This window comes from Actinoplanes sp. NPDC051537 (assembly GCF_055586105.1).
Map to the genome: position 1 here is coordinate 102,237 of NZ_JBVJIU010000019.1, position 20,506 is coordinate 122,742.

Here is a 20,506-nt window from a genome sequence, read left to right on the forward strand (position 1 = left end):
GCCCGTGAGCAACACGTTCCAGGTCGATCTACGGGGCATCGTCGACCTGCTGAGTCACCACCTCTACGCGAGCCCACGCGTCTACGTCCGAGAGCTGCTGCAGAACGCGGTCGACGCGATCACCGCGACCGGGGAGGCCGCGTCCGGCCGGGTGGAGATCACGACCGGCGGCGACGCGTTGCGGGTCGCCGACAACGGCATCGGGCTCACCGAGGCGCAGGTGCACGAGTTGCTCGCCACCATCGGCCGCAGCTCGAAGCGGGACGAGCTGGGCTTCGCGCGCCACGAGTTCCTCGGCCAGTTCGGCATCGGCCTGCTCTCCTGCTTCATGGTGGCCGACGAGATCCGGGTGCACACGCGCCGGGCGGGCGCGCCGGCGGTCCTCTGGACGGGTTACTCCGACGGCCGCTACGAGGTGGGTGCGGGGGAGGAGCGCGAGCCGGGGACGACGGTCACCCTGCTGCCGCGCCGCGGCTCCGAGCATCTTCTGCAAACCGCGACCGTACGGGATTTGGTGCAGCTCTACGGTTCGCTGCTGCCCGTGACCATCGACGTCGACGGCCGTCGCGTCACCGGCGGCGCCGTTCCCTGGGAGGCGAGCCGGGAGGCCCTTTTCGGGTACGCGGAACGTGTCCTCGGCTTCACCCCCTTCGACGTGGTCGAGCTCAACGTGCCCGAGGCCGGCCTGACCGGAGCCGCGTTCGTGCTGCCCACGGCCGTCAACCCGGCGGCCCGCGGCGGGCACCGGGTCTACCTGAAGCGGATGCTCCTGGCCGAGAGCGTCGAGGGCCTGCTCCCGGAGTGGGCGTTCTTCGCCCGCTGCGTGGTCGACAGCACCGAGCTGCGCCCGACCGCCAGCCGCGAGGCGCTCTACGACGACGGCCTGCTCAACGACACCCGCGACGCGATCGCCGACCAGCTGCGCGGCTGGCTCGTGCGGATGGCCGCCACCGACCCGCGCCGGCTCAGCCGCTTCCTCGGCGTGCACCACCTCGGGGTCAAGGCGCTCGCCCTGCACGACGACGAGATGCTGCGCCTGGTCGAGCAGTGGTGGCCGATGGAGACCAACACCGGCCCGATGACGCTGGCCGAGTTCCGCGAGCGCTACGGGCTGATCCGCTTCGCGCCCACCGCCGACGAGTTCCGCCAGCTCGCCGCCGTCGCCGCGGCGCAGGAGGTCGGCCTGGTCAACGGCGGCTACGTCTACGACACCGAGATCATCGAGCGGCTGGCCACAGTGGACCCCGAGGTGCGGGTCGAGCGGCTCGAGCCGGCCGACCTGGCCACCCGCTTCACCGGGCTCGACGCCGAGACCGAGCTGCGGCTGCGACCGTTCCTGGCGGCCGCGCAGCGCCGGCTCGACCGGCTCGGCTGCGAGGTCGTCCTTCGCGCGTACGACCCGGTCACCGTCCCGGCGCTGTACCTGGTGAGCCGGGCCGCGGCGTTCCACGACCAGTTCACGGCCAGCCGCGACAAGTCCGACGACCTGTGGGGCGGCGTGCTCGACGCGCTCGCCTCGGTCGCCCCGCCGGAGCGGCCGCAGCTCGTGCTCAACCACCGCAACCCGCTGGTCCGCCGGGTGGTCGCGATCGGCGATCCCGAGCTCGCGGGGCTGGCCGTCGAGTCGCTCTACGGCCAGGCGCTGCTGCTCGGCCACCACCCGATCCGGCCGGCCGACGCGGCGCTGCTGACCACGTCGTTCATGGGCCTGCTGGACCGGGCGGTTCCCAGCGAGGGGGAGAACCGATGAAGACCGCCGAAGAGTTGTGGGAGCTGCTCGACCAGGCGCGGCGGATGCCGTACGGCTCGGCCCAGATCGCGCTGGTCGAGCAGATCCTGCGCCAGGTCGACGAGGCCGGCGACGCCGATCTCGCGTTCACCGCCCGGCTGATCGCGACGAACGCGTACACGTACGGCGGGGAGAAGGTGAAGTCGTTCGTCACGTTCTCCTGGTGCCTCAGCGATTTCGACCGCAACCCGGGCCCGCACCACGAGCGCCGCATGCACACCCTGTTGTGGCACTTCAAGTACATGGTCAACGCGCTCGGCCAGTTCCCCGAGATCCCGCTCGACCGCACGTTCGCGGTGCTCGACGACATGGAACGCCGCTACCTCGAGGCCGGTCACAGCCTGCAGACCGTCCACAAGCACCGCTACCTGGTGGCCAACCATCTCGGGCGCAACGACGAGGCCGACGAGTGGTACGCGCGGTGGCAGGCCGCGCCGCGCGACAGCCTCTCCGACTGCGCCGGCTGCGACCCGACCGACGTGGCGAACTACCTGAACTCGCGGCGCCGCTACGCCGACGTCATCGAGATGGCCGAGCCGGTGCTGGCCGGCGAGCTGTCCTGCAACGAGCAGCCGCAGGGCATCCTGCGCGAGCTGACCCAGGCCTACCTGCACACCGGTGACCTGGACAAGGCGGCCGACGCGCACCGCCGGGCGTACCGGCTGGAGCGGGGCAACCTCGCCGACCTGTGGAACATCGGGTCGCACATCGCGTTCTGCGGCCGCACCGGCAACGAGGCCCGTGGCCTCGAGATGCTCCAGCGGCACATCGACTGGCTGGCGAAGGCGCCGTCGCCGGCCGCCGAGATGAACTTCGCGGCCGACGCCGCGATGCTGCTGCGCCGGCTCACCGAGCAGGGCCACGGCGACCTGACCGTGCGCCGTCCGGAGAGCGGCGAGGTCACGGTGGCCGCGCTGGCGACCGAGATGGCCGCGCGGGCGATGGCGGTGGCGGCCCGGTTCGACGCCCGGAACGGCAACGACTACCAGGGTCGCCAGATCGCCGACCGGATCGCCGCCGAGCCGTACGGGATCGAGGTCTCGCTCTCGCCGACCGCGCGCCCGGCCCGTCCCCCGGCGCCCGCCGCTGCCGCACCCGAGGTGGAGGTTCCGGCGACGGCGAGCGCCGCCGAACTGATGGAGCTGGCCGCCGAGCAGTCCCGCCAGGAGCAGGACGCCGCCCTGGCCGCGACCCTCGACGCCGTCGCCGAGCGGTTCCCGGTGCTGGACGACCCGCTGCTCGCGGCCCGGTTCACGGCGCTGACCGGCACCCGGCTGCGGGCCGCCGGCGACGACGCCGCCCTCGCGAAGTGGGCCGAGGCCGCCGAGATGTACGCGGCGGCCGGCGCCGAGGGCGACGCGCTCGCGATGCGCGCCCGGGTGGCGACCGCCCGCGCCCAGGAGGGCGACATCGACGGCACGGCGATCCAGGCCGACGTCGACCACCAGGAGAAGAACGGCGGTCCGGCCGAGCGCGCCGCCGCCTGGGCCCGACTGTCCATCTTGCACCTGATCCGGCAGGAGGTCGCCGAGGCGATCGAGGCCGGCGACCGCGCCGACGCGTACGCGGCCGAGTCCGGCGACCCGCGCCTGGTCGCCATGCACGCCGGGCTGCGGGCGCGAATCCGGGCCAACGCCCACGATCACGAGGCGGCCCTGGCGGCGGCCCGGGACGCCTGGGAGTACTACCGGGTGCACGGCCCGAGCCGCCGCCTGGCCGATGTCGCCACCCTCTACGGCCAGCTGCTCGACGACCCGGAGGCGCAGCTCGAGGCGTTCGGGGCGGCGCTGGCCACCGGCGAGCCGGGCGAGGCGCTGCCGGCCCACGTCGGCCGGGGCAACGCTCTCAAGCGGCTCGGCCGGGCCGACGACGCGATCGCCGACCTGGTCGAGGCGGTCGCGCTCTGCGCCGAGCGGGGCTTCGACTCCGGCGGCGCCTACGCGCGGTACGAGCTGGCCGAGGCGTACGCGATGGCCGGTCGCGCGTTCGAGGCGGCCGAGGTCGCCGAGGAGGCGCTGCGCGCGCTCGAGGAGATCGGCGACGACGACCAGGCCGACAACACCCGATTCCTGCTGGCCCGGCAATACCTGGAGATCGGCGACAAGGCCGGCGCGGTCGCCCGCTACCGGGAGCTGATCGAGCGGCTCGCCGGCAACCCGGCCGGCCGCGGCCAGGTCGGCGAGGAGGCCGCGGGCCTGCTCTACGACCTCGACCGGGACGCCGAGGCGGCCGACGCCTTCCTCGCCGCCGCGAACGACCTGCACGAGGCCGGCGACCTGATCGGCGAGCTGCGCGTGCTGCGCCGGCGGATCGGGGCGCTGCACTTCGCCGACGATCCCGACGCCGCCCTCGAGACGGCCCGGCTGGCCGCCGAGCGGTTCGCGGCGCTGCCCGCCGAGGTGGCGGGCGTGCCCAACGCGATCTGGCAGAACGGGCTGACCGCCTGGGAGCACGGCCGGGTCCTGATGTCTCGCGGTCGCTACGCCGAGGCCGTGCCGGTGCTGCGCGACGTGGCGGCCCGGCTGCGCGAGATCGGGGCCGAGGACGACGGCGACCGGCTGGCCGGCATGTACGGCGAGGCGCTGTTCCGCTCCGGCGAGCTGACCGCGGCCGAGACCGTCATGCGGCAGCTGCTCGACGGCATGGCCCCGGAGGCGCCGGGCCGCGAGGTGGCTGAGAAGGTGTATGCGGAGATCCGTGAGGCGCTGTCCACATCCTGAACGTCCGTTAAGGCGATCGCTTGACAGCGGGTTAGAGTTGCCTCGTGACGACGGTTGATCAGCAGCAGCGGCCGGGCCCGCCCGCGCCCCGGCGGCGGTCGCGCCGCGACGAGATCCTCGAGATCGCGGTCGGTCTGTTCGCGGCGCGCGGCTATCACGGCGTATCGATGGACGACATCGGCTCGGCCGCCGGCGTGACCGGCCCGGCGCTCTACCACCATTTCGCCGGCAAGGAGGCGATGCTGGTGGCCGCGCTGATCCCGGTCAGCGAGGGCCTGCTGCACGGCGGCAAGGCCCGGGTCGCCGAGCACCCCGACGACGCCGGCGCCGCCCTGGCCGACCTGATCGACTTCCACGTCGAGTTCGCGCTGGCCAACCCGGCCGTCATCGCCCTGCACCTGCACGAGCTCGACCGCCTGCCGGACGAGCCGCGCCGGCAGATCCGCCGCCTCCAGCGCCTCTACGTCGAGGAGTGGGTCGGCGTGCTGGGCACGCTGCGGCCCGAGCTCGAGGCGGCGGAGGCCCGGGTGCTCGCCCACTCGGCGTTCGGCCTGATGAACTCGACGCCGTTCCTGGGCGGCGAGGTCGACCGCCGCCGCCGGGCCGCCCTGCTGCGCGACGCCACCGGGCACGCCCTGCTCGGAAAATAAGTTCGGAAAGTAAGTAAAGAACCTCGGCAACGGCGCCGGGAAAGTAGAGAAAATGATCGAGTCGCTGCTCATCGCCAACCGCGGTGAGATCGCCCGCCGTGTCATCCGAACCGCGAACCGGCTCGGAATTCGCACGATCGCGGTGCACTCGGAGGCCGACACCGGCCTGCCCTTCGTCCTCGAGGCCGACGAGGCCGTGAACATCGGCCCGGCCAACCCGGCCCAGAGCTACCGCAACGCCGAGGCGATCCTGGCCGCCGCCAAGTCGACCGGCGCCCAGGCGATCCACCCCGGCTACGGCTTCCTCAGCGAGAACGCCGACTTCGCCCGCGCCGTCGAGGCGAACGGCCTGATCTGGGTCGGCCCGCCGGCCGACGCGATCGCCGCGATGGGCGACAAGATCAACGCGCGCAACCTGATGGCCGAGGCCGGCGTCCCGGTCGCGCCGGGCTCGCACGACCCGGCCGCGACGGTCGAGGCCGCGATCGAGGCGGCCACCGCGATCGGCTACCCGGTGATGGTCAAGGCCGCGGCCGGTGGCGGCGGCATGGGCATGGCCGTGGCGAACGACGAGAACGGCCTGCGCACCGAGTACGACAAGGTCCGCGCGTTCGCCGAGCGGATGTTCGGCGACGGCTCGGTGCTGATCGAGCGCTACTTCCCCCGGGTCCGCCACGTCGAGGTGCAGATCCTCGGCCTCGCCGACGGCCGGGTGATCGCCCTGAGCGAGCGCGAGTGCTCGGTGCAGCGCCGCAACCAGAAGCTGGTCGAGGAGGCGCCGTCCCCGGCGGTCGACGCGGCGCTGCGCGATCGCTTCAAGAAGGCCGCGGTCAAGGCCGGCGAGGCGGTCGGCTACCGCAACGCCGGCACGGTCGAGTGCCTGCTCGACCCCGCGACCGGCGAGTTCTTCTTCCTCGAGATGAACACGCGGCTCCAGGTCGAGCACCCGATCACCGAGCTGATCCACGGCATCGACCTGGTCGAGCAGCAGCTGCGGATCGCGTCCGGCGAGCCGGTCACCATTCCGGAGACGACCGGCGGGCACGCCATCGAGCTGCGCGTCAACGCCGAGGACCCGAAGCGGTTCCTGCCCGGCCCCGGCGCGATCACGACCTGGGTCGAGCCGTCGGGCGAGGGCGTCCGGGTCGACTCCGGCTACACCGAGGGCAACATCGTCACGCCCTCCTACGACTCGCTGATGGCCAAGCTGATCGTCTTCGGCGCCGACCGCGACGAGGCCATCGCCCGGGCGCGCGCCGCGGTGGCCGGCTTCGTGATCGCCGGACCCAAGAACAACCTGCCCTTCTTCGCGGAGTTGCTGGAGAACGACGAGTTCCTCACCGGCGACTACGACACGGGCATCGTCGCCCGGATGAGGTGATCCCCATGACGTCGGTGAGCATCAGAGAGGTAGCGCCGCGGGACGGGCTGCAGAACGAGGAGCCGATCCCGACCGAGTCCAAGGTTCGCCTGATCGACGCGCTGAGCGAGACCGGGGTGCGGCGGATCGAGGCCGTCTCGTTCGTGCATCCGCGGGCTATCCCGCAGATGGCGGACGCGGACGACGTCTGGGCCAAAATTCGAAGAAATCCGGACGTACGGTATTCCGCGCTCATTCCCAACACGCGAGGCGCCCAGCGTGCGATCGCCGCGGGTCTCCGCGAGATCGAGGTCGTCGTCTCGGCCAGCGACACGCACAACCGCCGCAACCTCAATCGCTCCACAGAGGAGTCCGTCGCCGACATCGCCGCGCTGATCCCGCTGGTCCACGACGCCGGCGCGACCCTCGAGGTGATCGTGGCGACCAGCTTCGGCTGCCCGTTCGAGGGTGACGTCGATCCCGATCGGGTGGCGGCGATCGTGGCCCGGGTCCGGGCCGACGGCGCCGACCGCATCGCGTTCGGCGACACCACCGGCATGGCGACGCCTCGCCGGGTGCGTGACCTGCTCTCCGCCGTACGCCCCGATCTACTGCACTTCCACAACACCCGGGGCACCGGCCTCGCCAACATCATCACCGCGCTCGACCTCGGGGTGACCGAGTTCGACGCGAGCGTGGGCGGGATCGGGGGCTGTCCCTACGCGCCGGGCGCCTCCGGCAACGTGGCGACCGAAGAGGTCGTGCACATGCTGCACGACATGGGCATCGAGACCGGCATCGACCTGGACCGCCTGATCGAAACCGCGGAGATGGCCGAGAAACTGCTCGGCCGCACTCTTCCGTCGGGTGTTCTGCGAGCGGGACCTCGCACTCGGCTCTGTCCGTGAAATCACGAGGGGCTGCGGCGTGGCCCAGGCGGCGCCTGACGGCGTCCGCGAAACGACCACACACAACCCCGGTATGCGGCCGCTTCGTGGCCGACGCCAGCCACCACCTGGACCGCGCCTCACTCCCGCGTGATTCCACGGGCAGAGCCGAATTGGCGTGATTTATCCCGGAGCCCTCTGCGATCATTTTTCCGATTTGCCCGCGTGACCCCCGCTCGGCCGCTTCGTTACCAATACGAGTGGCCGATGTCGCCGGATTCCCGGCGGATACGCCACCGGCCGAAATGCCGACGACGAGGGGCGGAAACGATGACGGGGCTGGGAGTCGAGCGCGTTGCGCGCGCGGCACACCCGCAGCCGTCCGTGCCCCCCACCGATGTCTCCCCGTCCTTGCCGCCTCTCATCCAGGGGGCGGAGCGGCGACGGAGCCGATGGGGTCTGCGCCTGCTCGTGGTCGGCGGTCTGGCCGGTGCGGCCTGGCTGCTCACCGGCGCCGCCGCGAACGCCGCGGACCGGGCCGACGAGCCCACCGGCTCGTTGCTCGGCGCGGTCGTCGGCAGCGACGCCACCGCGCCGGTCTCCGGACTCCTGACAGCGGCCGCCCAGCCGCTGGAGACCGTGCCGGCCCATCAGCACCACGTCGTGGCCGACATCCTCGCGGTTCCGAAACGGGTGCTCACGCGCCCGGTGGAAGCCGTCAACGAGGTCACCCACGGTAGTACCGGGACCACAGTGGACACCGTCACGGGCGGCGTCGACACGGTTCTGCGGGAGGTCGCCGGACCACTCCGCCTCACCGGCGGATCCACGGACACCCCGCGGCGGATCATCGCCGCGGTGACCGATACGGCCGACATCCCGGACGTAAGCCCGATCGACGAGCGGCCCCAGGAGCCGGCGGTCACGCCGGACGCCCAGGTCGCGCCCGAGATCCAGGTCGCACCGGAGACGTCGGTGGCACCGGCGAGCTCCGCGAAGATCAGCAAGGTCTTGCGGGCCCCGACCGCGGGCGCGGTTCGCGCCGGCGCCGTGGCCCGGCACATCAAGGCGGCCTCGCACCACATCGTTCGCCGGCACCGGACCGCCCCCGCGGCGGCCACCGAGCAGGCGACCACGGGCGAGGACACACCCGGCGGTGACGGATCTGCCAACTGGCAGCTGCACCTCGGGGACGTCAGCGGTACTCCGACCAGCGGGTCGGGGACACCGACGGAAGGTGGCTCCGCGGCCTTCCTGCCGGCCGCGATCGTGAACAGCTCGATGGCCTGCCACCGACTGCCGATCGTGTCCGACGTCGAGGTCCGGCGCTATGACGCCGAGGCGCCGACCGTCTCACCTGACTGAGTGATGGCGTCCGGCCGGCACCCATCGGTGTCGCGTTCCGGCTCGATTCCTCAACCGCTTGCGAACAAGCGGCGAATCGCACTCGCCTGAATCACACGCAACCGCACCGAAGCGCCACATGGGCGCACGTCGACAAGCGGAGTCAGGGCAGAAGAAAAAGAGCCAGGGCACCGCTGCGCCCGAAATGCAGTTCCGGAACGTCAACAACTAAATATGTCCCGCCATTTGCCGAAACATTTCTGAAAGGCATTTCTTCCGCATGAAGACTTGGGTTCGCAAGACTCTGAGCGTCGGTGTCCTGGCCGCTGGCGCCCTGCTGTTCGCCCCCGGCGCCGCTCACGCCGACACCCACCAGGTGACCGGCGACAACAACGGCATCCTCAACGGCACGCAGATCGCCGTCCCGGTGCAGGTCCCGGTCAACATCGTCGGGAACGCCCTGGGCATCCTCGGCGAGGCGAACACCCACGCCGCCGGCGTCAACGCGACCGAGAGCGGTCACCTCGGCGACGTTCAGCGCACCGGTGACAACAACGGCATCCTCAACGGCACCCAGGTGTACCTGCCGGTCAGCGTTCCGGTGAACGCGGTCGGCAACTCGGCCGCCGTTCTCGGCGCCGCCGACACCCACGCCGTCGGCGTCAACAACGTGCGGGGCCGCAAGGCCGAGAGCGCGCACACCACCGAGGGCGGCTGGGGTGGCGGCCAGATCTCCGGTGACAACAACGGGATCCTGAACGGCACCCAGATCTACGCGCCGATCGACGTTCCGATCAACGTGTGCGGGAACTCCCTCGCGATCCTGGGCGGCAGCTACACCCAGGCGTTCTGCGCGAACAACGTTTCCGTGCGCGGCCACCGCCGGCACGGCAAGGAGAGCGCCCACGTCACCGAGGGTGGCTGGCAGATCGCCGGCGACAACAACGGCATCGCGAACGGCACCCAGCTGTACGCGCCGATCAGCCTGCCGGTGAACCTGTCGGGCAACTCGGTCGCGCTGCTCGGCTCCGCCGACTCGCACGCCGTCTCGGTCAACGAGTCGGGCCACAACGACAACTTCGTCCAGGGCCACGGCGACGACAACGGGATCCTGAACGGCACCCAGATCGGCGTCCCGATCAACGTGCCGATCAACGTCTGCGGCAACTCGCTCGGCATCCTGGGTGCGGCCAGCTCGCACGCCGCCTGCGTGAACGGGCTCGACCTCGGCGACGACTTCGGCGGCTTCGGTGGCGACAACGGCCACCAGGGCAACGGCCACGGCCACGGTCACGGTCACGGCAACGGCAACGGGAACGACAACGCCGGTGACAACGGCGACGACGACGCGTACATGGGTGACAACGGCGCCGCCAACGGCGGCTACGGCCACGGCGCGAAGCCGGCCTCGAACGGCTACAACGACAACGCGGCCGACGACAACGCCGCGGACGACAACGGCGGCTACGGCGCCGTCTCGCCGGCCACCGGCTCGGACACCACCAAGACCGGCGGCCGCGAGTCCTCCCCGGTCGAGGGCCTGACCGGCACCGTCAGCAACGTCTCGGACGGTTCGGGCATCGCCGGGCTGGGCCTGCTCAACACGCTGCGCTGAAGCAGCTGAGCCAGTTCGAAACGCTGCGCTGAAACAGGCGGCAGCGAAAGAGAACCGGGTAGCGCCGTCCCGGGCGCGACCCGTACCGGCGCCGCGAGGCGCCGGGTAATACCGGCGTCCCTCCACGACGCCGGGAGCACCACAAACGGACGGGAGTCTCCGCAGCCGGCGGAGGCTCCCGTCCGTCGTTGTCGATCCTCGATCGCGTGCGCTACCCTAACGGTCGTTAAGTTCCTAACGGTCGTTAAGGGCCTCGGGAGGGACCGAAGTTGACCATCGACGACGAGGCGCTCGCGCAGGTCCGCAAGCGCGTGCTGGCCGGCGGCGCGGAGCGCTACCACGAGGCCAACGCGGCCAAGGGCAAGCTGTTCGCCCGCGAGCGGGTCGCGCTGCTGGTCGACGAGGACTCGTTCGTCGAGGACGGGCTCTACGCCAACAGTCTTGCCGACGGACTCCCGGCGGATGGTGTGATCACCGGAACCGCCCGGATCGACGGCCGCGACGTCTGCCTCATGGCCAACGACTCCACGGTCAAGGCCGGCTCCTGGGGCGCCCGCACGGTCGAGAAGATCATCCGAGTCATCGAGCGCGCCTATCAGTACGGCGTGCCGATGGTCTACCTGGTCGACTCGGCCGGCGCCCGGATCACCGACCAGGTCGATCTCTTCCCGGGTCGCCGGGGCGCCGGCAAGATCTTCCACACCCAGGTGCGGGCCTCGGGCTCGATCCCGCAGGTCTGCGCCCTCTTCGGCCCGTCCGCGGCCGGCGGCGCGTACATCCCGGCGTTCTGCGACGTGGTCATCATGGTCGAGGGCAACGCCAGCATGTACCTCGGGTCCGACCGCATGGTCGAGATGGTCACCGGGGAGAAGACGACGCTCGAGGCCATGGGCGGCGCGCGCGTGCACTGCGCCGAGTCCGGGGTCGGTCACTTCCTCTGCAAGACCGAGCCCGAGGCGCTCGACACCGTCCGTCGCTACCTCTCCTACCTGCCCGCCAACTGGGAGCAGCAGCCGCCCGCGACGCGGGCCGAGGAGCCGGCGGGGGTGGATCTCGGCGCGTTGGTCCCGGCCAGCGAGCGGCAGGCCTTCGACATGCGGCGGTACGTGAAGGGCCTGGTCGACGCCGGTTCGTTCTTCGAGATCCAGGCGTTGTGGGCCCGGGAGCTCACGATCGGGTTCGCCCGGATGAACGGCGAGGTCGTCGGCGTCATCGGCAACAACTCGATGTTCAAGGGCGGCGTTCTCTTCGTCGACTCGGCCGACAAGGCGACCCGCTTCATCCAGCTCTGCGACGCCTTCAATGTGCCGCTGCTGTTCCTCTCCGACGTGCCCGGCTTCATGGTCGGCTCGGCGGTCGAGAAGCAGGGCATCATCCGGCACGGCGCCAAGATGATCACCGCGGTCTCGGAGGCCACGGTTCCCAAGATCTGCGTGGTGGTCCGCAAGGCGTACGGGGCCGGCCTGTACGCGATGAGCGGCCCCGGCTTCGATCCGGACGCCACGATCGCGCTGCCCACCGCCAAGATCGCGGTGATGGGCGCGGAGGCCGCCGTGAACGCGGTCTACGCCAACAAGATCGCCGCGATCGAGGACCCCGACGCGCGGGCCGCCTTCGTGACCGAGCGCCGCGCCGAGTACGAGCGCGACATCGACATCATGCGGCTGGCCAGCGAACTGGTCGTCGACACGGTCGTCGAGCCGGCCGACCTGCGCACCGAAATCGTCCGCCGACTTGCCGCCGCGCGCGGCAAGGAGCGCGGCTTCTCCCGGCGCCGGCACGGCGTCACGCCCGTCTGACAGGAGTGGGAACATGGTCGACTTCCGGCTCGACGAGGAGCAGGAGGCGCTGCGCGCCAGTGTGCGGGACTTCGCCCGTGAGCAGGTCGCGCCGGTCATCGCCGAGCACTACGAGAACAAGACGTTCCCGTACGACCTCGTGCGGCAGATGGGGAAGATGGGCCTGTTCGGCCTGCCGTTCGCCGAGGAGTTCGGCGGCATGGGCGGCGACTACTTCACGCTCTGCATCGCCCTCGAGGAACTCGCCAGAGTGGACAGCTCGCTCGCGGTGACGCTGGAGGCGGGGGTCTCGCTCGGCGCCACGCCGATCTACCGGTTCGGTACGCCCGAGCAGAAGGAGCAGTGGCTGCCCCGGCTGACCAGCGGCGAGGGTCTGGCCGCGTTCGGTCTCACCGAGCCGGGCTCGGGCACCGACGCGGCCGCGATCAGCACCCGGGCCGTGCTCGACGAGTCGACGAACGAGTGGGTGATCAACGGCAGCAAGGCGTTCATCACCAACTCCGGCACCGACATCACGCTGCTGGTCACCGTCATGGCGGCGACCGGCACGAACCCGGACGGCTCGAAGGAGCTCTCCACGATCATCGTGCCGGCCGGCACCCCGGGCTTCACGGTGGCGCCGGGCTATTCCAAGGTCGGCTGGTGCGCCTCCGACACCCACGAGCTTTCCTTCGATGACGTACGCGTGCCCGCCGGCAACCTGCTCGGACCGCGCGGGCGTGGTTTCGCCCAGTTCCTGCGCATCCTCGACGAGGGCCGGATAGCGATCGCGGCGCTGGCCGTCGGGCTCGCCCAGGGCTGCGTCGACGAGTCGGTGAAGTACGCCAACGAGCGCAGCGCCTTCGGCCGCCCGATCGGCGACTACCAGGCGGTCCAGTTCATGATCGCGGACATGGAGCTGCGGGCGCACACGGCTCGTCTCGGCTACTACGACGCCGCGGCCCGGATGCTGGCCGGCGAGGACTTCAAGCGGTACGCGGCGATCGCCAAGCTGCACGCGAGCAACGCGGCCATGGAGAACAGCCGGTACGCCACCCAGGTGCACGGTGGCTACGGCTTCATGAACGAGTCGGCCGTCGGACGCTTCTACCGGGACGCGAAGATCCTCGAGGTCGGCGAGGGAACGTCCGAGGTCCAGCGCATGTTGATCGCTCGCGGGCTCGGCCTCTAATTCGGACAAAGTTCGTATAAGCCTGCTACTGATCGGTCCGCTTTCCGACACGGTTGGATGTCTGCTCGCCGGTATGGACTTACGTGCATAGGTTCGGACCATGGCGGCAGACGAGGGAGCGGGCCCGACCGGCTCGAGCTTCGACATCGTGCTGCGCCGGAACCGTCTGCGCGCCAAGCTGACCCAGGAGGAGCTGGCCGCCCGGGCCGCGATCGGGGTGCGCACGGTTCGTGATCTCGAGCGTGGTCGCGCGTCCCGGCCGCAGCGCACCACGGTCGAGCTGCTCGCCGCCGCGCTGGGCCTGTCCGGGCCCGATCGGGAGACGTTCCTGGCCGCCGCCCGCGGCCAGGCGGCCGACGAGGCGCTGCCGCCGACGTCGTTCCTCCAGATCCCGCCGAGCACTGAGCTGATCGGCCGTGACGACGACGTCACCGAGCTGATCACCCGGCTCACCGCCGCCGACGGTCCGCGCGGCGTGACGCTGGTCGGCATGGCCGGGGTCGGCAAGACCAGCCTCGCCGTCGCCATCTCGCACCGGGTCGCCGAGTCGTACCCCGGCGGGGTCGCGGGCGTCGTGATCACCGACGGCTCGTCGGTCGGCGAGATGCTCGGCAGCATCGCCGCCGCGTTCGGCGTGGGCCACCCCGACGACCTGGCCGGCCGGTTCGCGGGACGGGCCGCGCTGCTGTTCGTCGACGCGGTCGAGCGATCGGCCGAGTCGACCGCCGAGATGCTGGCCCGGCTGCTCGACCGCATCCCGGCGCTGCGCTTCCTGGCGACCGGTCGCCACCCGATCGGGTTGCCGGCCGAGCGCGTGTGGCCGCTCGCCCCGCTGGTCGCCCCGCCGGCCGAGACGCCCGACGTGCTGACGGCCGTCGCGGCGTACCCGGCGGTGGGTCTCTTCCTCGAACGACTGGGCCGGGTTCGCCGCACCCCGCTCGAGCCCGACGAGATCGCGCCGCTGGCCACGCTCGCCCGCCGCCTCGGCGGGCTCCCGCTCGCGATCGAGCTGGCCGCGGCCCGGGGACGCGTCCTGACCGTGCCCGAGATCCTCAACCGCTACGGCGACCGCGTGCTCGACCTCGACCGGCCCGCGGGCGCCTCGCTGGAGGCGGTCGTCTCCCTGCGCGACGCCGTGGCCGCCAGCTACCGCCTGCTCAACCCGGGCGAGCAGCACGCGCTGCGGCTGCTCGCGATGTTTCGCTACCGCTGGTCGCTGGCGCTCGCCGAGCAGATCACCGCGGGCGCGCAGACCGACGGCGCCGACGTGGTGCACCTGCTCGACCGCCTGCTCGAGCTGGGCCTGGTCAGCGTGCGGGGCAGCCGCACGGTCCGGTTCCGGCTGCTCGAGTTCGTCCGGGATTATGCGGCCGAGCGGGCGGCCTCCGAGGGCGAGCTCACCGAGGCGCGGCGGCGCCACGCCCTGGTGCTGGCCGACCTCGCCCAGCAGATCGCTCCCGACCTGATCGGCACCAAGCTGGCCGAGGCCGCGACCCGCCTCGACGACGTCTCCGGCGACCTCGGCACCGCGCTCGCGTTCGCGGCCGGCGAAGATCCGCACACCGCGCTGCGCCTGGCCGCGGCGCTGCCCCGCTGGTGGCGCTTCCGCGGGCGGGACGTCAGCGGCCGGCAGTGGCTGCGCCGCCTGCTCGACGACCCGCGCACGGCCGACGCCGACCCGGCGACCCGGGCCTGGGCCAAGATTGGGCTGGCCCAGCTCGCGATCGAGCACGGCGCCGGCGCCGAGGAGATCGGGACGGTGACGGCGGCGGTGGCCGAGTTCGAGCGGCTCGACTCGGTCGGCGGGCAGCTCGCCGCGCACACCCAGCTCGCGGCGCTCTTCATGACCACCGGCGGCCACGACCGGGCCCGGCGGCACGGCGAGGCGTCCCTGGCCCTGGCCCGGCGAAACAACAAGACCCGGGACATGGCCGTCGCCGAGAACAACCTGACCTGGCACGAGATCCGCGAGGGCGACCTGGCCGCGGCCCGGCGGCGGCTCGCGGCCGTGGACGACCTGGCCAGCCAGTGCGGCGAGGAGCGGTTGCGCGCCCTCGCGCTGGCCAACCTGGCCGAGGTGGCGCGGCTGGAGGGCAAGCCGGACGAGGCCGAGCGGCTGGGCCGGAGCGCGATGCCCGAGCTCGAGCGGGTCGGCGACCCCAACCACCGGCGCCGGCTGCGGGCCACGATCGGGCTGGCGCTGGCCGAGGCCGGGCGGGTCAACGAGGCGCTCGAGGTGCTGGCCCGGCTGCGGTTGCCCGACGAGCTGGCGCCGGACGGGCCGGCCGCCGTGGTCGAGGCGGCGATCGCGCTGCGACAGGGCGAGCAGAAGCACGCGGCCGAGTGCTTCGCGCGGGCCGCGGAGGCCTACGACGGGGCGCACGATCGGCGGGACATCGTCGAGGCGCTGGTGGGCCTCGCCGTCAGCACGCCCGATGGGGAAGAGCGGGTCACCGCCCTGCGCCGACTGCGCGAATTGTGCGAATCGGGGGGAATCACCCTGTTGCCCCGAGAGCTGGAGAAGGTCGGGCCCGACTTCTGAGGCTGGGGGTCTTCCAGGGTCTTCTGGGGTGTGGCGCGGACGGCCGGCGTTCGTGCCCCCCACGCGCCGGCCGTCGCAACGCCCCACCAGTAAACGCGGCGAGAACGAAGGCTCCCCCGTCAGCCCCGTACGTCGCCTCGGTCGCGCCGCATCCCCCTTGCGCTGATCACAGTAGCCGCGGCCGCCACGGCTACCCGGGGGATATGTCCCTTTTAGTCGCCCGAGTCGGCGGTTCTGCCGGTAGTTCTGCCGGTTGTGCGTTTGCCGGGCTCAGGCGGCCTCGACCTGAGTTGTCTCCTCGCTACCGGCAGTAGCGCAGGGGTTGACCGCATCGCGAATCGTCCGCAGCGAATCGAGCATGCCGGACAATTGGTCAGGACTCAGCTGACCGATGAACCACTGCTGCACGAGGGCGAGATGACCGGGAAGAACCTCCTCGAGGCGCTGCCGGCCGGCCGGGGTGATCACGGCGAACGAGCTGCGGCGGTCGCTCGGGCAGGCTTCGCGGCAGACCAGGCCGTCGCGGTCCATGCGGTCGACGACGCGGGTGACGCCGCTGGTGGAGAGGGAGGTCTGACCGGCCAGATCGGTCATCCGGAGGCGGCTGCCGGGGGAGCGGGCGAGGCGCATGAGCACCTCGAACTCGACGGCGGAGAGGCGGTGCTCCTCGAACTGTGTGGCAAAACGTGCGGTCAGGCCGGTGTACGCCTCGGCGAACAGGCCGACCGCGGTGAAGCGGGGGTCATCAAGGTCGGTACTCACGTAAGAGATCCTACCGCAAACACTTGACAAGCGGAATATTGCGTACGCTATAGTTGCTGTGTCACGCAAACACCGCCACCAGCGCTTCGAAAGAAGGAACCAGTCATGACCGAGTCCGTCGCCAGCACCCGTCCGTTCGAGGGTCTCCAGATCCCGGCCGCGGGCACCTACGAGCTCGACGCCGCGCACAAGCGCGTCGGATTCGTGGCGCGACACCTCATGGTCAGCAAGGTCCGCGGGCAGTTTGCCGAGGCGACCGCGACCATCACCATCGGCGAGGACCCGCTGCAGTCCTCGGTCACCGCGTCGATCGTCGCGGCCAGCATCGAGACCGGCCAGGTCGACCGTGACAACCACCTGCGCAGCGGTGACTTCTTCGAGGCCGAGAAGTACCCGACGCTCGAGTTCCGCAGCACCGGCATCAAGTCGCACGCCGGCGCCGAGTTCGTCCTCGACGGCGAGCTCACCATCAAGGACGTGACCAAGCCGGTCGAGCTGGTCGTCGAGTTCGAGGGCGCCACCACCAGCCCGTACGGCAAGGGTGTCTTCGGCTTCAGCGCGCACACCGAGATCGACCGCGAGGAGTGGGGCCTGACCTGGAACATGGCCCTCGAGTCCGGCGGCGTCATGGTCGGCAAGAAGATCAAGATCGAGATCGAGGGCGAGGCCGTCCGCCAGGACTGACGCTCTGCGAACTGTCTACATGCGAGCCGCCGTCCAGCATCCGGACGGCGGCTCGATGTCGTCTGGCGCTCCCTTCCGGGTAATGGCAAGGTGGACCGAGCGCACACGTTCGCTCACAGGGTGGTGATCGAAGTCCGTTTCGTCCCTGGCGATGCCGGGAGGGTAAGTGGGCAAGGATCTCTCAACCATCGCCTTTGCGCCGGAGGACCGGGTTACCTACCGGCACAAGGTGCGCCGCTGTCTCGACGCGCTGGCGCGGATGCTCGACGACGCGCTGTTCGAGGCCGTCGACGGGATGACGGGGCTGGAGATCGAGCTCAACCTCGTGGACGACGACGCGCAGCCCGCGATGCGCAACGCCGAGGTGCTCGACCACCTGGCCGACCCGACCTTCCAGACCGAGCTCGGCAAGTTCAACCTCGAGCTCAACGCACCGCCCCGGTCGATCTCGGGGGACGGGCTGGGTGCGTACGAGCGGGAGATCTTGGAAACCCTGCGGCGCGCCGCCGACCGTGCCGCCAAGGCGGAGAGCGGCCTCGTGCTGATCGGCATGCTGCCCACGCTCTCGCCCGATCACCTGGTGCTGGCCAACCTCTCCGCCAACCACCGATATCGCCTGCTCAACGACGAGATGGTGGGCGCGCGCGGCGAGCAGTTCCACGTCGACATCCGGGGCGTCGAGCGGCTGCAGAGCGCCAGCGACTCGATCGTTCCCGAGGCCGCGTGCACCAGCGTGCAGTTCCACCTCCAGGTGCCGCCGGACCGGTTCGCGCAGCACTGGAACGCGTCGCAGGCGATCGCCGGGATGCAGGTGGCGATCGGGGCGAACTCGCCGTACTTCCTCGGCCGGCGCCTGTGGGCCGAGACGCGGATCGCGCTGTTCGAACAGGCCACCGACGTGCGCCCGGACGAACTGAAAGCTCAGGGTGTACGCCCGCGGGTCTGGTTCGGCGAACGCTGGATCACGTCGGTTTTCGACCTCTTCGAGGAGAACGCCCGCTACTTTCCGCCGCTGCTCCCGATCATGGACGAAGAAGATCCGATACCGGTGCTCGACGGCGGTGGCGTGCCCCGCCTCGGCGAGTTGCGCCTGCACAACGGCACGGTCTACCGCTGGAACCGGCCGGTCTACGACGTCATGAACGGCCGTCCCCACCTGCGGGTGGAGAACCGCGTGCTCCCGTCCGGCCCGACGGTCGTCGACCTGGTGGCGAACGCGGCCTTCTACTTCGGCCTGATCCGGCAGCTCGCCGACGAGGAGCGCCCGATCTGGTCGCAGCTCCCGTTCGCCGCCGCCGAGGACAACTTCCACCGCGGCGCCCGCGACGGCATCCACGCGATCATGCACTGGCCCGGCCTCGGCGAGGTGCCGGTGACCGACTTGGTCCGCTCGGTTCTGCTGCCCAAGGCCGAGCGTGGCCTGGACCGCTTCGGCGTCGATCCCACCCATCGGGACCGTTTGCTGGGCATCATCGATGAGCGCTGCCGGCTGGGCCGGAACGGCGCCACCTGGCAGACCGAGGCCGTGTGCGCGGCCGAGCTGCGTCGCGGGCTGTCGCGCCAGGCCGCCCTGCACGACATGGTGTTGCGGTACTGGGCCCTTCAGCAGAGCAACGAGCCCGTGCACACCTGGCCCACCGACTAGCTCTCGGGCGGCGGGTTGATCCGGGCGATCGTCGGGATCGACGGCGGTGGGGTCACGGTCGACTTCGGTTCCGGGGGCTCGGCCGGGGCCTTGGCCGCCGCCTTCCTTCCCCGCAGTCGGCCGGTGCGGGCGGCGGCCGCGATCTCCGGGTCGGCGTCGTTGCCGTCGGCGCCGGGGTGGGCGGTCGCCGGCTTCGGGGCCTTGGGCGGGGCGGTGACCGGCTCGGGGGCGCGCGGCGGGTCGGTGAGCGCGTTCGGGGTGCGGGTCGTCGACGAGGAGGCCGGGGTCGGGTCGGGCTTCGGACCGCTCACCGGGCGCGGCGTCGGCGCGGGGCGGGCCGCCGCGGTCGGTGTTGGCCCGGTCGACGTGGGCCCGGCCGGCGTGGGCCCGGCTGTCTTGGGCTCGGCTGTCTTGGGCTCGGCTGTCTTGGGCTCGGCTGTCTTGGGCTCGGCTGTCTTGGGCTCGGCTGTCTTGGGCTCGGCCGACGTGGGCCCGGCCGACGTCGGCTCGGCCGGCTGACGGTGGGGCTGCTCGGGCTCGGCCTTTTGCTGGGCCGGGACCTTGACGCGGCCGGTGGGGTTGGTCGCCTTCGGCGGCGCTTCGGGCTCGCCGGCGGTCTCGGCGTCGTCGACCGTGCGGGTGGCCAGGGACTTTCCGGCGGTCACGGTCAGGGCCGAGCCGGCCAGGCCGGCCAGCACCGCGTAGGGAGCGATCAGGTAGGCCGACTCGATCGGGCCGAGGCTGTCGGTCAGGCGCGGGGAGAGGGCCAGGAACGAGGCGGCCACCAGCAGCGGGCCGACGGCGCCCGAGGTGGCGGCGCCGAGGCCGACGTCGCCCCGGCGGACGGCCGGGACCACGGCGATCACGCCGATCAGGAAGGCGGCGGCCAGGGTCAGCACGGCGCTCGGCCAGTAGATGACGCCGTACCGGACGCCGTCGGTGGCGCCGGCGAACTGCCAGCTGGTCAGGTACGTGGCGGAGTCGCGGTTCACCGACAGCTCGGCGATGATCGCGGTGATGGCCAGCGCCCACAACCAGGCGGCGGTCGCGATGAGGTTGGCGGCGACCGGGCGGGAGGTCACGGCCCAGTAGGCCACCAGAACGCCCAGGACGACGCCGACCAACGCATAACCCGCCGCTATTGCTTGCGGCGAGTGCGCGTCCAGCCGTACGGCCGAACGAGCCGGCAGCGCGATCAGCGCGACGGCCACCAGAGCGCCGACCCCCGCTGAGATCGCGAGAAGTGCCCGCCGACCTCCGCCGGATCGCTCCCCACCCAGCCTGCTCGCGATGACGGCGCCGAAGACGGTGGCGCTCGCGGTGATCCACGTGGCCCAGCCGAGGCTGCCCAGCCACTCACTGCGATCCTGCGTAACGGCCACCGGCCAGACGATGACGCCCAGGCCGTAGCCCAGACCCAGTTGCGCGGCGCCCGTTCCCGCGGCGACTCCGGCCGCGGTGGCCACCTCTGATGTCCAGCCCCTGTCGGCCATGCGGGGCACTGTAGCGGTCACTGCCTATACCTGCTAATCCATCGT

General features: G+C 71.5%; 14 protein-coding genes. 12 read left to right on the forward strand and 2 right to left on the reverse strand.

The features are described from left to right. The first annotated feature begins 4 nt into the window (after window positions 1-4). The 10 genes from ACZ6TB_RS38070 (at window position 5) to ACZ6TB_RS38115 (ending at window position 15,877) form a co-directional block, all read left to right on the forward strand. Window positions 5-1,750, forward strand: a complete 1,746-nt coding sequence (locus ACZ6TB_RS38070) for an HSP90 family protein (RefSeq protein ID WP_465563160.1) — start codon at window positions 5-7, stop codon at window positions 1,748-1,750. Further along, window positions 1,747-4,509 (forward strand): tetratricopeptide repeat protein, encoded by a 2,763-nt coding sequence (locus ACZ6TB_RS38075; protein WP_465563162.1) that lies wholly within the window; start codon window positions 1,747-1,749, stop codon window positions 4,507-4,509. The genes ACZ6TB_RS38070 and ACZ6TB_RS38075 overlap by 4 nt, the downstream gene beginning before the upstream one ends. Window positions 4,510-4,553: 44 nt before the next feature. Next, window positions 4,554-5,159: a TetR/AcrR family transcriptional regulator gene (locus tag ACZ6TB_RS38080; protein WP_465563165.1), complete on the forward strand. Its 606-nt coding sequence runs from the start codon at window positions 4,554-4,556 to the stop codon at window positions 5,157-5,159. A gap of 52 nt (window positions 5,160-5,211) precedes the next feature. Continuing rightward, window positions 5,212-6,540, forward strand: coding sequence for an acetyl-CoA carboxylase biotin carboxylase subunit (locus ACZ6TB_RS38085; RefSeq protein WP_465563168.1), 1,329 nt, complete (start codon window positions 5,212-5,214; stop codon window positions 6,538-6,540). Between the two features lie 5 nt (window positions 6,541-6,545). Beyond that, a complete protein-coding gene (locus ACZ6TB_RS38090) occupies window positions 6,546-7,427 on the forward strand; it encodes a hydroxymethylglutaryl-CoA lyase (protein WP_465563171.1) in 882 nt (293 codons plus the stop codon). A 363-nt stretch (window positions 7,428-7,790) separates the two neighbouring features. Further along, window positions 7,791-8,771 (forward strand): hypothetical protein, encoded by a 981-nt coding sequence (locus ACZ6TB_RS38095; protein WP_465563175.1) that lies wholly within the window; start codon window positions 7,791-7,793, stop codon window positions 8,769-8,771. Window positions 8,772-9,030: 259 nt separating this feature from the next. Further along, the gene (locus ACZ6TB_RS38100; protein ID WP_465563178.1) at window positions 9,031-10,365 is read left to right on the forward strand and encodes a chaplin family protein; all 1,335 of its coding nucleotides are present in this window, start codon (window positions 9,031-9,033) and stop codon (window positions 10,363-10,365) included. Between the two features lie 269 nt (window positions 10,366-10,634). Then, on the forward strand, window positions 10,635-12,164 hold the full coding sequence (locus tag ACZ6TB_RS38105; protein ID WP_465563180.1) for an acyl-CoA carboxylase subunit beta: 1,530 nt from the start codon (window positions 10,635-10,637) through the stop codon (window positions 12,162-12,164). A gap of 13 nt (window positions 12,165-12,177) precedes the next feature. Next, window positions 12,178-13,335 (forward strand): acyl-CoA dehydrogenase family protein, encoded by a 1,158-nt coding sequence (locus tag ACZ6TB_RS38110; protein WP_465563183.1) that lies wholly within the window; start codon window positions 12,178-12,180, stop codon window positions 13,333-13,335. 100 nt (window positions 13,336-13,435) lie between these two features. Then, window positions 13,436-15,877, forward strand: a complete 2,442-nt coding sequence (locus ACZ6TB_RS38115; RefSeq protein ID WP_465563186.1) for an ATP-binding protein — start codon at window positions 13,436-13,438, stop codon at window positions 15,875-15,877. 270 nt (window positions 15,878-16,147) lie between these two features. On the opposite strand, the gene ACZ6TB_RS38120 is transcribed toward ACZ6TB_RS38115, so the two are convergent. Continuing rightward, on the reverse strand, window positions 16,148-16,639 hold the full coding sequence (locus ACZ6TB_RS38120; RefSeq protein WP_465563189.1) for a MarR family winged helix-turn-helix transcriptional regulator: 492 nt from the start codon (window positions 16,637-16,639) through the stop codon (window positions 16,148-16,150). A 105-nt stretch (window positions 16,640-16,744) separates the two neighbouring features. Between ACZ6TB_RS38120 and ACZ6TB_RS38125 the strand changes: the two genes are divergently transcribed. Then, window positions 16,745-17,323, forward strand: a complete 579-nt coding sequence (locus ACZ6TB_RS38125) for a YceI family protein (protein WP_465563192.1) — start codon at window positions 16,745-16,747, stop codon at window positions 17,321-17,323. Between the two features lie 166 nt (window positions 17,324-17,489). Continuing rightward, window positions 17,490-18,968 (forward strand): glutamate-cysteine ligase family protein, encoded by a 1,479-nt coding sequence (locus ACZ6TB_RS38130; protein ID WP_465563195.1) that lies wholly within the window; start codon window positions 17,490-17,492, stop codon window positions 18,966-18,968. Here ACZ6TB_RS38130 and ACZ6TB_RS38135 read toward each other — a convergent pair. Then, window positions 18,965-20,461, reverse strand: coding sequence for a Hansenula MRAKII killer toxin-resistant protein 1 (locus ACZ6TB_RS38135; RefSeq protein WP_465563198.1), 1,497 nt, complete (start codon window positions 20,459-20,461; stop codon window positions 18,965-18,967). The two genes, ACZ6TB_RS38130 and ACZ6TB_RS38135, sit on opposite strands and share 4 nt — an antisense overlap. Between the last annotated feature and the right edge of the window lie 45 nt (window positions 20,462-20,506).

Bases quoted from the DNA above. Each gene is read 5' to 3' on its own strand.
- ACZ6TB_RS38075 (WP_465563162.1), top strand. From the start codon at position 1,747: ATGAAGACCGCCGAAGAGTTGTGGGAGCTGCTCGACCAGGCGCGGCGG.
- ACZ6TB_RS38085 (WP_465563168.1), top strand. From the start codon at position 5,212: ATGATCGAGTCGCTGCTCATCGCCAACCGCGGTGAGATCGCCCGCCGT.
- ACZ6TB_RS38090 (WP_465563171.1), top strand. From the start codon at position 6,546: ATGACGTCGGTGAGCATCAGAGAGGTAGCGCCGCGGGACGGGCTGCAG.
- ACZ6TB_RS38100 (WP_465563178.1), top strand. From the start codon at position 9,031: ATGAAGACTTGGGTTCGCAAGACTCTGAGCGTCGGTGTCCTGGCCGCT.
- ACZ6TB_RS38110 (WP_465563183.1), top strand. From the start codon at position 12,178: ATGGTCGACTTCCGGCTCGACGAGGAGCAGGAGGCGCTGCGCGCCAGT.
- ACZ6TB_RS38115 (WP_465563186.1), top strand. From the start codon at position 13,436: ATGGCGGCAGACGAGGGAGCGGGCCCGACCGGCTCGAGCTTCGACATC.
- ACZ6TB_RS38125 (WP_465563192.1), top strand. From the start codon at position 16,745: ATGACCGAGTCCGTCGCCAGCACCCGTCCGTTCGAGGGTCTCCAGATC.
- ACZ6TB_RS38135 (WP_465563198.1), bottom strand. From the start codon at position 20,461: ATGGCCGACAGGGGCTGGACATCAGAGGTGGCCACCGCGGCCGGAGTC.